Origin of the sequence: Pseudomonas silensiensis (assembly GCF_050434865.1) — a bacterium.
Classification (GTDB): Bacteria; Pseudomonadota; Gammaproteobacteria; order Pseudomonadales; family Pseudomonadaceae; genus Aquipseudomonas; species Aquipseudomonas fluorescens_W.
Genome location: NZ_JBNDJH010000015.1, coordinates 59,567 through 72,714 on the forward strand (window position 1 = coordinate 59,567; position 13,148 = coordinate 72,714).

At 61.2% G+C, this 13,148-nt stretch carries 12 protein-coding genes; 3 read left to right on the forward strand and 9 right to left on the reverse strand.

Going from position 1 to position 13,148, the window contains the following annotated elements:
• Positions 1 to 230: 230 nt before the first annotated feature.
• From QF010_RS21065 to QF010_RS21075, 3 genes are all read left to right on the forward strand, one after another.
• Positions 231 to 1,055, forward strand: coding sequence for an NAD-dependent epimerase/dehydratase family protein (locus QF010_RS21065; RefSeq protein ID WP_429533864.1), 825 nt, complete (start codon positions 231 to 233; stop codon positions 1,053 to 1,055).
• Between the two features lie 34 nt (positions 1,056 to 1,089).
• On the forward strand, positions 1,090 to 1,977 hold the full coding sequence (locus QF010_RS21070; RefSeq protein WP_429533865.1) for an SMP-30/gluconolactonase/LRE family protein: 888 nt from the start codon (positions 1,090 to 1,092) through the stop codon (positions 1,975 to 1,977).
• A 182-nt stretch (positions 1,978 to 2,159) separates the two neighbouring features.
• Complete coding sequence (locus QF010_RS21075) at positions 2,160 to 3,035, forward strand: aldose 1-epimerase (protein ID WP_429533866.1); 876 nt, start codon at positions 2,160 to 2,162, stop codon at positions 3,033 to 3,035.
• Here QF010_RS21075 and QF010_RS21080 read toward each other — a convergent pair.
• From QF010_RS21080 to QF010_RS21120, 9 genes are all read right to left on the reverse strand, one after another.
• A complete protein-coding gene (locus tag QF010_RS21080) occupies positions 3,020 to 4,747 on the reverse strand; it encodes a PAS domain-containing hybrid sensor histidine kinase/response regulator (RefSeq protein ID WP_429533867.1) in 1,728 nt (575 codons plus the stop codon). The two genes, QF010_RS21075 and QF010_RS21080, sit on opposite strands and share 16 nt — an antisense overlap.
• Entirely contained in the window at positions 4,731 to 5,894 is a 1,164-nt protein-coding gene (gene ercA / locus QF010_RS21085; RefSeq protein WP_008149766.1) for an alcohol dehydrogenase-like regulatory protein ErcA, read from the reverse strand. Before ercA ends, QF010_RS21080 begins: the two co-directional genes overlap by 17 nt.
• Positions 5,895 to 5,984: 90 nt before the next feature.
• Entirely contained in the window at positions 5,985 to 7,127 is a 1,143-nt protein-coding gene (pqqE, locus tag QF010_RS21090; protein WP_429510176.1) for a pyrroloquinoline quinone biosynthesis protein PqqE, read from the reverse strand.
• Entirely contained in the window at positions 7,105 to 7,377 is a 273-nt protein-coding gene (pqqD, locus tag QF010_RS21095; RefSeq protein WP_033054537.1) for a pyrroloquinoline quinone biosynthesis peptide chaperone PqqD, read from the reverse strand. The genes pqqE and pqqD overlap by 23 nt, the downstream gene beginning before the upstream one ends.
• Positions 7,374 to 8,126 (reverse strand): pyrroloquinoline-quinone synthase PqqC, encoded by a 753-nt coding sequence (gene pqqC, locus QF010_RS21100; protein ID WP_429533868.1) that lies wholly within the window; start codon positions 8,124 to 8,126, stop codon positions 7,374 to 7,376. Before pqqC ends, pqqD begins: the two co-directional genes overlap by 4 nt.
• Before the next feature lie 129 nt (positions 8,127 to 8,255).
• Entirely contained in the window at positions 8,256 to 9,170 is a 915-nt protein-coding gene (pqqB, locus tag QF010_RS21105; RefSeq protein WP_033054535.1) for a pyrroloquinoline quinone biosynthesis protein PqqB, read from the reverse strand.
• A 55-nt stretch (positions 9,171 to 9,225) separates the two neighbouring features.
• The gene (gene pqqA / locus QF010_RS21110; protein WP_003253598.1) at positions 9,226 to 9,297 is read right to left on the reverse strand and encodes a pyrroloquinoline quinone precursor peptide PqqA; all 72 of its coding nucleotides are present in this window, start codon (positions 9,295 to 9,297) and stop codon (positions 9,226 to 9,228) included.
• Between the two features lie 224 nt (positions 9,298 to 9,521).
• A complete protein-coding gene (gene exaC / locus QF010_RS21115) occupies positions 9,522 to 11,042 on the reverse strand; it encodes an acetaldehyde dehydrogenase ExaC (RefSeq protein ID WP_046055060.1) in 1,521 nt (506 codons plus the stop codon).
• Positions 11,043 to 11,306: 264 nt separating this feature from the next.
• Positions 11,307 to 13,085 (reverse strand): PQQ-dependent methanol/ethanol family dehydrogenase, encoded by a 1,779-nt coding sequence (locus QF010_RS21120; RefSeq protein WP_033054532.1) that lies wholly within the window; start codon positions 13,083 to 13,085, stop codon positions 11,307 to 11,309.
• Positions 13,086 to 13,148 lie beyond the last annotated feature (63 nt).

Genomic DNA, 13,148 nt, shown 5'->3' on the forward strand with positions numbered 1-13,148 from the left:
TCCTGCGCACGTGATTATCCTGATTCACCGCGTCGACTGATTTTACGACTGCTCCGCAGCCGAACGCAGGCTTCGCCAGCTGCTACATCGATCGTGGGGCGGCCAGACCCTTTGTCAATTTCAATTGATGTGTCGTTGACAACCACCAGAAAGGCTAACGATACTTCGATCTAGTCGTACGACAACCTACAACGAACTCAATAACAATAACTGCTTGTGCAGGGACTTCCATGACAACCACTTCTACAGCCCGCGCCCCTTTCAATCGTCTGTTGCTGACCGGTGCCGCCGGTGGCCTTGGCAAAGTCTTGCGCGAAAGCCTGCGCCCCTATGCCAACGTGATTCGCCTGTCGGACATCGTCGACATCACCCCGGCCCCCGATGACCGTGAAGAAGTCGTGCCCTGCGACCTGGCAGACAAGCAAGCTGTCCATCAACTGGTCGAAGGCGTGGACGCGATCCTGCACTTCGGCGGCGTGTCGACGGAGCATTCATTCGAAGACATCCTCGGCGCCAACATCTGCGGCGTGTTCCACATCTACGAAGCCGCTCGCCGCCACGGTGTGAAGCGGGTGATTTTCGCCAGTTCCAACCACGTGATCGGCTTCTATAAGCAGGATGAAGTCATCGACGCCCACTCCCCTCGCCGCCCGGACAGCTACTACGGCTTGTCCAAGTCCTACGGCGAAGACATGGCCAGTTTCTACTTCGATCGCTATGGCATCGAGACCGTCAGCGTGCGCATCGGCTCCTCGTTCGCGGAACCATTGAACCGCCGAATGATGAGCACTTGGTTGAGCTTCGGCGACCTGACCCAATTGCTCGAATGCGCGCTGTACGCGCCGAACGTCGGCCATACCGTGGTCTACGGCGTGTCCGATAACAAGAACGTCTGGTGGGATAACCGTTTCGCGGCCGGCCTGGGTTACAAGCCCCAGGACAGCTCCGAAGTGTTCCGCGAAAAAGTCGAAGCCCAACCGATGCCGGCCGCGGATGACCCGGCGATGGTTTACCAGGGTGGCGCGTTTGTCGCGTCTGGCCCGTTCGGCGACTGACCTTCCTCACTCCAGATAAAACCCCGAGGTTGCCATGCAAGCCGAATTGATTGTCGATGCCCGTAACGCAGTCGGTGAATGCCCGGTCTGGGTCCCCGAGGAAAACGCCCTGTATTGGGTTGATATTCCTGTCGGAGGCCTCCAACGCTGGAGCGCCGAAACCGGTCATGTCCATGCCTGGACGGCGCCGCAGATGCTCGCCTGCATTGCACGTCACAGCAACGGCGGTTGGGTGGCCGGGATGGAAAGCGGGTTCTTTCATCTGCACCCGCATAACGATGGCAGCCTCGACAGCAACCTTCTGGCTCCGGTCGAACACGCCCGTACAGATATGCGCCTGAACGATGGTCGCTGCGATCGTCAGGGGCGTTTCTGGGCCGGCAGCATGGTGCTGAACATGGGCGCCAACGCTGCCGACGGCACGCTGTATCGCTACAGCGCCGGTCAACGCGGGCCACTCAAGGCGCAACTCAGCGGGTTTATCGTGCCCAACGGCCTGGGTTTCAGCCCGGATGGCCGGACGATGTACCTGTCTGACTCTCATCCTCTAGTGCAGCAAATCTGGGCCTTTGATTACGACACCGACAGCGGCACGCCGTCCAACCGGCGGCTGTTTGTCGACATGCATCAGTTCCCTGGTCGTCCCGACGGGGCGGCGGTCGATGCCGAAGGCTGCTACTGGATTTGCGCCAATGACGCCGGGCTGATTCACCGTTTCACTCCCGACGGCCGACTGGACCGCTCCCTCTCCGTACCGGTGAAAAAACCGAGCATGTGTGCCTTCGGCGGCAGTTGCCTGGACACACTGTTCGTGACCTCGATCCGCCCCGGCGACGACCATGACGAACAGTCGCTGGCCGGCGGTGTGTTCGCCCTCAATCCGGGCGTGCAAGGCTTGCCGGAACCGCAGTTCCAGGGATGAACCCGGTCCCCATGTAGCAGCTGCCAAAGGCTGCGTTCGGCTGCGCAGCAGTCGTAAAACCATACGGCGCGGTGTATCAGGAAAATCGCATTCACCGGATTGACGACTGCTACGCAGCCGAACGCAGGCTTCGCCAGCTGCTACAAGGCTCAGCGGTGTTCTTACATCAGAGTTCAATTGAAATGACGCCAATGTTGCTGAACCTTGAAGACGAATTCACCCACCTCACCCTCGCCCCGCAACTCGGTGGCAGCATCGTCAACTGGAGCGTGCGTGGCTCGGGGCAGCCGCTGTTGCGCCACAGCGATGCTCACGCGCTGAACACCGGCCGGCCGGGCAAGCTCGGGTGTTTTCCCTTGGCGCCGTGGTCGAACCGCATTGCCGAAGGCGGCTTTGAATGCCCCGATGGCTGGCTGGCACTGACACCCAACAGCCTCACCGATCCCCTGCCGATTCACGGCAGCGCCTGGCAACAGCCGTGGCAGGTGGTTTCGCAGACGCGCGATGAAGTCATCCTGCAACTCGACAGCACCACGCCCTTCGCCTATCGCGCCCGGCAACGATTCCACCTGCGCAACGGCAAGCTGAGCCTTGATCTTAAGGTCACCCATCTGGCCGAAAACCCTGCCTGGCATGGGCTGGGTTTTCATCCTTACTTTCCGCGTACCACGGGCACCCAGTTGCAGGCGCAAGCCCGGCAAGTCTGGTTGTGTGACGTAACCAAACTGCCGACGCACCTCAGTGCGTTGCCGGCCGAATGGGATTTCCAGTCGATCAAGGCGCTGCCCGAGACATTGGTCGACAACGGCTTCTGCGAATGGGACGGCCGCTGCCTGATCCGCCAGCCAGCGCTGGGCTATGAGCTGGAATGCCAGGCCACCGGCAGCGATTACTACCTGCTCTACTGCCCGGTGGGCCTGGATTTTTTCTGTATCGAACCGGTGAGCCACCCGGTCAACGCGCATCACCTGCCCGGTCGACCGGGGTTACGATTGCTGGAGCAAGGCGAGTCAGCCGAGCTCGGCTTCAGCCTGCACTATCGCTACCCCAGCAACTGACTCAGCACCGCACGCAACTTGCCGGGTTTCACCGGTTTGTTCAGCAGCGGTGCGTCGAGTTTCTGCAATGAGCGCCGACATTGATCCGTGCGGTCTGCGGTGATGATGACCGCCGGAATCGCCCGGTGGTAATGCTCGCGCAAATGCCGAACCACATCACAGCCCACCACCCCGTGATCGAGGTGGTAGTCCGCCAGAATCAGTTCCGGTGGTCGCCCCTGCAAGGCGGCCAGTGCGGAGAATTCATCGGTGGCCGTGACCACTTCGCAGCCCCATTGCCCGAGCAGCGCGCTCATGCTTTCGAGGATACTCACTTCGTTGTCCAGCACCAGCAAGCGCCGGCCCGGCAATGGATTTCCGGTGCCCGGCAGGGGTGCGGCCTGACTGATCGGCAGCGGAACCTCATGGGAAATCGGCACGTCGATGCTGAACATCGAACCGCGTCCCGGCAGCGAATGAACCCCGACTTTATAGCCGAGGATCTTGGCGATCCGTTCAACGATCGCCAGTCCCAGGCCCACACCCTTGCGGTCGGCGGCGCGTCCGACATCCAGTTGGTTGAACTCGAGGAAAATCGAATCCAGTCGATCCGCCGCGATCCCGCGCCCGGTGTCCCAGACTTCCAGGCGCAGCATTTCACCCCGGCGTCGGGCACCCAGCAGGATGCTGCCCTCATCGGTGTAGCGGCAGGCGTTGCTGAGGAAGTTGCGCAGAATCCGCGTCATCAGGCGCAAGTCGGTGCTGATGGCGTAATCGCCCATGTGCACCCGCAGGTTCAACCCTTCAGCCTGGGCCACTGACTGGAACTCCGACACCAGCGGCGCGAGCAATTCATCGAGGCGGTACAGCGCAATGTCCGGTTTGACCGCCGCCTGATCGAGCCGGGAAATATCCAGCAAATCGGTGAGCAAATCTTCCGCGCCTTCCAGCGCCTGATGCGTACGCTCCACCAGCACTTGCTCGACGTCGGGCAGCTTGCGCTCGCGCAAGGTGGAGATCAGCAAACGCGCGGCATTCAGCGGTTGCAGCAGGTCATGGCTGGCGGCGGCGAGGTATTTGTCCTTGCTGCGGTTGGCGGCCTCGGCGGCGTCCCGGGCATCGCGCAAGGCCTGGGCGATCTGTTTACGCTGGGTGATCTGCTGTTGCAGGTTACGGTTGGCCTCAAGCAACTCGTCGGTGCGCGCGGTGACGCGCTGCTCCAGTTCGTCGTTGAGTTGCTGCAGGCGCTGCTGGGCGAGTTTGCGTTCGGTGATGTCGGCGACAAACCCCTCCACCAGCCCTTCCTGATCGGGCTTGAGCAACAGGTTCATCAGCACGTCGAGACTGCTGCCATCCTTGCGCCGCAATTGGGTTTCGTAGCCGTGCAGGCTGCCCTGGTGCCGGAGCATTTCGCCGATGTTTGCAAGCTCCTTGGCACCGCCGACAAACAAGTTGCTGGCCAGATCCGCCAGCGAGAACAACACCTCTTGAGGGTTGTCGTAGCCGAGCATCCGCGCCAGCGCCGGGTTGGCAGCACGCATGCCTTCCAGGAGACTGGCCTGGAAGATCCCGTGGACCGCGTTTTCGAACAGCCATTTGTAGCGATTGCGCTCGGCTTCCAGCTCGTCGAGGCGCGCGGCCAGTTCCGGGTAATGACTCTTGCGCGCCGAGTGGCTGCCTAATCCCAGTAACCCCGCCAGCGCCCGTTGCTGCTCGTCAGAGGGCTTCGCCATAGACGACCTCGACATCACGCTGACTGGACTCGCGCGGGTTGGTCAGGATGCACGGGTCGTGCATGGCGTGTTGCGACAGGAACGGAATGTCCGCCGTGCTGACCCCGTGCAGTCCGAGGGTTTCGTGGAAGCCGATGGCGTGTTTCAGGGCGATCAGGTGTTCGACCAGACGCCCGCAAATCTGCCGGTGATTCAAGCCACGGCAATCGATGCCAAAAGTCTCGGCGATCACCTTGAAACGCTCCGGTGCGGAGCTGTAGTTGAACGCCACCACGTGCTCCACCAGCACCGCGTTGCACAGCCCATGAGGCAAGTCGAGAAAGCCGCCGAGGCTGTGGGACATGGCATGCACCGCGCCGAGGATCGCGTTGGAGAACGCCAGCCCGGCCTGCATGCTGCCGAGCATGATTTTCTCGCGCAGGGCGATGTCGTTCGGGTTGGCGATCATCTGCACCAGGTTGCCGTTGATCAGGCGCATCGCCTCCAGCGCATGGGGGTCGGTCAACGGCCCGTGACCGGTGGAAACAAACGCTTCGATGGCATGCACCAACGCATCGATGCCGGTACAGGCTGACAGGAACGGGTCCATGCTCAGGGTGGTTTCCGGGTCGATCAGCGACACGTCCGGCACCACCGCCTTACTGACGATGGAGAACTTCATGCGTTCTTGCTGGTTGGAGATGATCACGAATTGCGAGACATCGGCTGAAGTCCCGGCGGTGGTCGGAATCAGGATCAGCGGCGGGCTGGGGACACGGATGGTGTCCACGCCTTCGAATTCGAGGATGCTGCGCCCGTGGGCGACGACAATGCCGATGCCTTTGCCGCAATCCATCGGGCTGCCGCCACCGACGGCCACGATCACATCGCAATGATTTTCCCGGTACAGGTCGGCGCCGAGCATCACTTCTTCGACCCGCGGGTTGGGCGAGACCGCACTGTACAGGACGTACTCGATGCCCTGGGCTTGCAGGCTGGCCTCGACATCGGCGACCCAACCGGCGGCAATCACCCCGGGATCGCTGACCAACAGCACCTTGCGCGCACCAAAGGTTTTGGCGCAATTGCCGACGTTGTGCCGGCAGCCGGCACCAAAGATGATTTCAGGCGAAACGAATTTACGCAGCTGGCTGAGACTCTGGCTCATTGGAAAGCCTGTTTTTATTGTTTTGGAAGGTAATGTCCACACTAAAGCATCCGGCGGTGAATGCAATCAGACCAATGGGTAGCCCCGGGCTCACCCGCGATAGATCAGTCGCGAAGCTTTCTCGTTACGCAACGTCAGGTGTTCCATGCCCAGCCCCGGTGCGTCGGCTTCCTCGCGGGCCTTGAGTATCACACCGTGGTGCGGGGATTTGCTGCACACCGGGTCCGCGTTGGCGGCATCGCCGGTCAGCATGAATGCCTGGCAGCGGCAGCCGCCCAGGTCCTTGTGCTTTTCATCGCAGGAGCGGCACGGCTCCTTCATCCAGTCATCGCCACGAAAGCGATTGAAACCGAAAGAATCAGTCCAGATGTGCTCGATGCTGTGCTCGCGCACGTTGGGAAACTGCACCGGCAACTGGCGGGCGCTGTGGCAAGGCAATGCCGTGCCGTCGGGGGTGATGTCGAGAAACAGATTGGCCCAGCCGTTCATGCAGGTCTTGGGGCGTTCTTCGTAGTAATCCGGGGTGACGAAGATCAGCTTGCACGGGTGACCCTGCGCTTCAAGACGCTCGCGGTATTCGTTGGTGATGCGCTCGGCACGCTGCAATTGTTCGCGCGTGGGCAACAGGCCAACCCGGTTGAGCTCGGCCCAGCCGTAAAACTGGCACGTCGCCAATTCGACGAAATCCGCTTCCAGTTCCAGGCACAAGTCGATGATCTGCGCGATCTGGTCGATGTTGTGCCGATGGGTGACGAAGTTCAGCACCATCGGGTAGCCCTGGGCCTTTACCGCCCGGGCCATCGCGAGTTTCTGGGCGAAGGCCTTGCGCGAACCGGCGAGCATGTTGTTCACCGCTTCGTCGGCGGCCTGGAAGCTGATCTGGATATGGTCCAGCCCCGCGACCTTGAAATCGCGCACTTTCTGCTCGGTCAGGCCGATGCCCGAGGTGATCAGGTTGGTGTAGTAACCCATGTCCCGGGCAGCCTTGATCAGTTCGGCCAGGTCCTGGCGAACCAACGGCTCACCGCCGGAAAAGCCCAGTTGCGCGGCGCCCATCTCACGGGCCTCGCGGAACACCCGGATCCATTCTTCGGTGCTCAACTCTTCGCCTGATTGGGCAAAGTCCAGGGGATTGGAGCAATACGGGCATTGCAGCGGGCAACGATAGGTCAACTCCGCCAACAGCCACAGCGGCGGCCCCGGACGCGAGTCATTCGATCCAGAATTGAGCATGGGCCACCTCCAGAAACGCCAGCACATCTTCATCGATCCCCGGTACGCCGGGGAAACTCTCAGACAGTCGATCAATGATCGCCGCGACACTGCGCTGGCCGTCCACCAGACCGAGGATCTGCCCGGCACTGGTGTTGAGTTTGATCATGCCTTCGGGGTACAGCAGCACGTGACAGTCCTGACGGGGTTCCCATTGCAGGCGAAAACCCTGGCGCAGCGACGGTGATTGCTCGCGGTTGATCAGGCTCACAGGGCAATCCCCCGATGCCAGACCTGCTCCGTGGTGACGCTGTGATACGGCGGGCGCTCCAGCTCGTAGGCCATGCTCATGGCGTCGAGCATGCTCCACAGCACGTCGAGCTTGAATTGCAGGATTTCCAGCATGCGCTGCTGGCCCTCGACCGTGACGTAGTGCGCCAGGGTGATGCGCAAGCCGTGCTCGACATCCCGTCGTGCCTGACTCAGGCGAGTACGGAAATAGTCGTAACCGCCGACGTCGATCCACGGGTAATGGGTCGGCCAGGCATCGAGCCGGGATTGGTGGATCTGTGGCGCAAACAACTCGGTCAGCGAACTGCTGGCAGCTTCCTGCCAACAGGCGCGACGGGCGAAATTGACGTAGGCGTCCACGGCGAAACGGACACCGGGCAGCACCAATTCCTGCGAAAGGATTTGCTCGCGATCCAGCCCCACCGCTTCGCCCAGCCGCAGCCAGGCTTCGATCCCGCCATCGCTGCCGGGGGCACCGTCGTGATCGAGTATCCGTTGCAACCATTCCCGGCGTACGTCGCGGTCCGGGCAGTTGGCGAGAATCGCCGCGTCCTTCAGGGGGATGTTCACCTGGTAATAGAAGCGATTGGCGACCCAGCCTTGAATCTGCTTGCGGGTTGATCGGCCGGCGTACATGGCTTGGTGGAATGGATGGTGGATGTGGTAATACGCGCCTTTGGCGCGCAGGGCTGCTTCGAATTCGGCTGGGGACATGGGTGTGTCAGTCATTGCGGTTCTCCGGGGAATCTGCGGTGTCTGGTCTGGCCTCATCGCGAGCAGGCTCGCTCCTACAGGGGAATGCGATCGACTGTGGGAGCGGGCTTGCTCCGGGCGGCGTTCCGACGAAGGGGCCCTCCGCTACAGCTCAATACTCATGCCGTCATAGGCCACTTCGATCCCGCGCCGATCCAGCAGCGCCCGCTCGGCCGAGTCTTCATCGAGGATCGGGTTGGTGTTGTTGATGTGGATCAGCACCTTGCGCTGGCGGGTGAAGCCTTCAAGGATGTCGAGCATGCCGCCAGGGCCGCTTTGCGACAGGTGCCCCATTTCACTGCCCAGGTTCTGGCCGACTTCGCAGACGCGCATCTCGTCGTCGCGCCACAAGGTGCCGTCCAGCAACAGGCAATCGGCACGTTGCATCCAGCTCAGAACCTCGTCGTCGACCTGTCCCAGGCCCGGCGCGTAGAACAGCGAAGCGCCGCTGCGCCGGTCTTCGATAAACAAGCCAATGGTGTCGCCCGGCTGCGGATTGCCGCGATTGGGCGAGTACGGCGGTGCGTTGCTGACCAAGGGGATCGCACGAATTCGCAGGTGCGCGCACGCCGGGATGCTGAAGGGCTCGCGGTCGAGCCCGACCGGTTGCCACTGCAACCCGCCGTTCCAATGCTTGAGCATGGTGAACAACGGGAAGCCGCTGCTCAGGTCTTCATGGACCCGTTCGGTGCACCAGACCTGATGCGGGCAACCTTCGCGAAGGCTCAACAGGCCGGTGCAGTGGTCGATCTGGCTGTCCAGCAGGACGACACCAGCGATTGCAGTATCACGCACTCGACGTGCCGGTTGCAGCGGCGCGAAACTCTCGAGTTGCGCGCGAATGTCCGGTGAAGCATTGCACAGCACCCAATCCACACCGTTGTCGCTCAGGGCAATCGAGGACTGGGTGCGCCGTTGGGCCCGCAGGCTGCCATTGCGCATCGCGGCGCACTGGCGGCAGTTGCAATTCCATTGCGGAAAACCACCGCCAGCGGCGGAACCGAGAACGCGAATGTGCATGGGCAATGCTCCAGAAGGCAGGCCCGGCCAACATGACGGCTGGCCGGGTGAACAATCAGCGGTTGGCGAAATACATCGTCACTTCGAAGCCAATGCGCAGATCGGTAAACGCGGGTTTAGTCCACATGGGTCAATCCTCTTCTTATGCCGGACGATTCCGGTAAAGCCATTAATGCACGGGGCGCCAGGCACCCGAATGCTACTTTCGAACGAGGTGGCGGCGTGCATTGGTAGGGGGTGTCGCGGAGTGTCAGACACGGCCATTCGCGGGCAAGCCTCGCTCCTACAGATCACATAAACCTGTAGGAGCGAGGCTTGCCCGCGAAGGTCGTTACACGGTCTCGTGTCGAATCAGAAGAACCCCATCGGATTGATGTCGTAGCTCACCAGCAGGTTTTTGGTCTGCTGATAATGGTCGAGCATCATCTTGTGGTTTTCACGGCCGACACCGGACTTCTTGTAGCCACCGAACGCGGCGTGGGCCGGGTACAGGTGGTAACAGTTGGTCCAGACACGCCCGGCCTTGATCGCCCGGCCCATGCGGTAGGCGCGGTTGATGTCGCGGGTCCACAGGCCGGCGCCGAGGCCGAACTCGCTGTCGTTGGCAATGGCCAGGGCTTCGGCTTCGTCCTTGAAGGTGGTGATACCCACCACCGGGCCGAAGATTTCTTCCTGGAACACGCGCATTTTGTTGTGGCCCTTGAGCAGGGTCGGCTGGATGTAATAACCCGTCGACAAGTCGCCTTCAAGACGCTCGGCTGCGCCGCCGGTGAGCAGCTCGGCGCCCTCTTCCTGGGCGATTTTCAGGTACGAGAGGATCTTGTCGTATTGCTGCTCGGACGCCTGGGCGCCGACCATGGTTTCGGTGTCCAGCGGGTTGCCGCGCTTGATCTTGACGATCTTCTTCATCACCACTTTCATGAAGTCGTCGTAGATCGACTCCTGCACCAGCGCTCGCGATGGACAGGTGCAGACTTCGCCCTGGTTGAAGAACGCCAGCACCAGACCTTCGGCGGCCTTCTCGATGAACTGCGGCTCGGCTTGCATGATGTCTTCGAAGAAGATGTTCGGCGACTTGCCGCCCAGTTCGACCGTGCTCGGAATAATGTTCTCGGCCGCGCATTTCATGATGTGCGCGCCAATCGGGGTGGAACCGGTGAAGGCAATCTTGGCGATGCGCTTGCTGGTGGCCAGCGCCTCACCGGCTTCGCGACCGAAACCCTGAACGATGTTCAGCACGCCGGGTGGCAGCAAATCGGCGATCAGTTCAGCGAAGACCATGATCGACAGCGGCGTCTGCTCGGCGGGTTTGAGCACCACGCAGTTACCGGCGGCCAGGGCCGGCGCGAGTTTCCAGGCGGCCATCAGCAGCGGGAAGTTCCACGGGATGATCTGACCGACCACGCCCAATGGCTCGTGGAAGTGATAAGCCGTGGTCAGCTCATTGATCTCGGCGGCACCGCCCTCTTGAGCGCGGATGCACCCGGCGAAGTAACGGAAATGGTCAGCGGCCAGCGGCACGTCAGCGTTGAGGGTTTCGCGCACGGCTTTGCCGTTGTCCCAGGTTTCGGTGACAGCGAGGATTTCCAGGTTCTGCTCGATGCGGTCGGCGATTTTCAGCAGCACCAGGGAGCGGTCCTGCGCCGAGGTCTTGCCCCAGGCATCAGCCGCGGCATGCGCTGCGTCGAGGGCTTTTTCGATGTCGGCGGCGCTGGAGCGGGGGAATTCGGCGATCACTTCACCGGTGACCGGCGAAGCGTTGGTGAAGTACTCACCATTGACCGGAGCGACGAACTCGCCGCCGATGAAATTGCCGTAGCGCGGTTTGAACGTAACGACGGCGCCAGGTGTACCAGGTTGTGCGTAGATCATGGTGGGCCTCTGTCTGGGTCGATGCCTGTCGGGCAAACAGGCGATGAACCGATAGTAGAGAGCCCTGCGCGTCAGACGAATGCGCCGTTGGCAGGAGGACTCTCGTTATTTGGTAGTAGGTTTGCGCGAATCTATCTGTGGCGAATCTCACTGTAGGAGTGAGCCTGCTCGCGATGACGGAGTGTCAGTCAGCATCACTTTTGACTGGAAGTCCGCTATCGCGAGCAGGCTCACTCCTACAGGGGTTAAGCGGTGAGCTCAGGGTTAGTGTTTGGCCACTACAAGGTCTTTCGGCAGCTTGAAGGTCCAGAGCATGCCGCCCTGGTTGAAATCCTTGATGCGCTTGGCCACTTCGCCGCCCCACAGCGGTACGGCGCCACCCCAACCGGAGAGAACCGAGACGTACTGTTCGCCGTCCATTTCCCAAGTGATGGGCGAGCCGAGTACGCCGGAGCCGGTCTGGAATTCCCAGACTTTCTCGCCGGTCTTGGCATTGAACGCCTGCAGGAAACCTTCTGGCGTACCGGTGAACACCAGGTTGCCCTTGGTGGTCAGCACTCCGCCCCACAACGGCGCGAAGTTCTTGTGGCGCCAGACTTCCTTGCCGGTTTTCGGGTCGATGGCACGCAACACGCCGATGTAGTCTTCATTCAATGGCTTGATGGTGAAACCGGCACCGAGGAACGCCGCGCCTTTCTTGTAGGCGATGCCTTCGTTCCAGATGTCCATGCCCCACTCGTTGGACGGCACGTAGAACAGTCCGGTGTCCCTGTTGTAGGCCATCGGCATCCAGTTTTTCGCGCCAAGGAACGCCGGGGCTACAAATACCGAACTGCCTTTGGCTTCAGTGCCGGGCGCGCCTGGGCGGCTGGCTTCGTTGTAGATCGGCCGGCCGTCTTTATCCAGGCCGGTGGCCCAGGTGATTTTGTCCACGAACGGGAAGCCGCGAATGAATTTGCCGTTGGTGCGGTCCAGCACGTAGAAAAAGCCGTTACGGTCCGCGGTCGCGGCGGCTTTGATCTCTTTGCCGCCTTCGGTGTAGTTGAACGAGACCAGCTCGTTTACGCCGTCATAGTCCCAGCCATCGTGAGGCGTGCTCTGGAAGTGCCATTTGATGGTGCCGTCATCCGGATTGAGCGCCAGACGCGACGACGAATAGAGGTTGTCGCCAGGACGCAGGTGCGAGTTCCACGGTGCCGGGTTGCCGGTACCGAACAGCAGCAGATTGGTTTCAGGGTCGTAGTAACCGCCTAGCCAAGGGGCGGCGCCGCCGGTTTTCCAGAGATCGCCGGGCCAGGTCTTGCCGGCTTCACCGCCGGAGATACCGTTCTCTATCGCTTTGCCGTCCTTGTAGGTGTAACCCATGTGGCCTTCGACGGTTGGACGGGTCCACAGCAGGTCGCCGTTTTTCGGGTCGTAGGCTTCGATTTTGCCAACCACCCCGAACTCGCCACCGGCGACACCGGTGATCAGTTTGCCGTTGATCACCAACGGCGCGGCGCTGATGGAATAGCCTTCCTTGTGGTCGGCGACTTTCTTGCTCCAGACGACCTTGCCGGTGTCCTTGTTCAGGGCCACGAGCTTGGCGTCGAGGGTGCCGAAGATCACCAGGTCGCCGTACAGCGCGACACCACGGTTGATCACGTCGCAGCAAGGGCGAATGTCATCGGGCAGGCGTGCATCGTATTGCCAGAGTTTCTTGCCGGTGCGCGCGTCCACCGCAAACACCCGCGAGTAAGAACCGGTCATGTACATCACGCCGTCCTTGATCATCGGCTGTGCTTGCTGACCGCGTTGTTTTTCACCGCCGAAGGAGAACGCCCAGACCGGCCGCAAATCCTTCACGTTGTTGACGTTGAGCGTGTCCAGCGGGCTGTAGCGTTGACCCTGGACGCCCAGACCGTTGGTGACGACCTGCTCCGGGTTCTTGGGGTCCTGGAGGATGTCTTTATCAGTGACGCCGGCCAATGCCGAGCCAGACAACAGCATGGCACTGAGCAGCACACTCAAGACGAAGGGTTGGCGACGTGCGGGTTGGGTCATGACGGCTACCTCTGCAGTTTTTGTTATACCCGGGAAATTTTCCCGGTCTGGTGCAGATTCTTG

Coding starts and splice junctions, on each gene's coding strand:
- QF010_RS21065 (WP_429533864.1), top strand. CDS start 231: ATGACAACCACTTCTACAGCCCGCGCCCCTTTCAATCGTCTGTTGCTG.
- QF010_RS21070 (WP_429533865.1), top strand. CDS start 1,090: ATGCAAGCCGAATTGATTGTCGATGCCCGTAACGCAGTCGGTGAATGC.
- QF010_RS21075 (WP_429533866.1), top strand. CDS start 2,160: ATGACGCCAATGTTGCTGAACCTTGAAGACGAATTCACCCACCTCACC.
- QF010_RS21080 (WP_429533867.1), bottom strand. CDS start 4,747: ATGGCGAAGCCCTCTGACGAGCAGCAACGGGCGCTGGCGGGGTTACTG.
- ercA (WP_008149766.1), bottom strand. CDS start 5,894: ATGAGCCAGAGTCTCAGCCAGCTGCGTAAATTCGTTTCGCCTGAAATC.
- pqqE (WP_429510176.1), bottom strand. CDS start 7,127: ATGCTCAATTCTGGATCGAATGACTCGCGTCCGGGGCCGCCGCTGTGG.
- pqqC (WP_429533868.1), bottom strand. CDS start 8,126: ATGACTGACACACCCATGTCCCCAGCCGAATTCGAAGCAGCCCTGCGC.
- pqqB (WP_033054535.1), bottom strand. CDS start 9,170: ATGCACATTCGCGTTCTCGGTTCCGCCGCTGGCGGTGGTTTTCCGCAA.
- exaC (WP_046055060.1), bottom strand. CDS start 11,042: ATGATCTACGCACAACCTGGTACACCTGGCGCCGTCGTTACGTTCAAA.
- QF010_RS21120 (WP_033054532.1), bottom strand. CDS start 13,085: ATGACCCAACCCGCACGTCGCCAACCCTTCGTCTTGAGTGTGCTGCTC.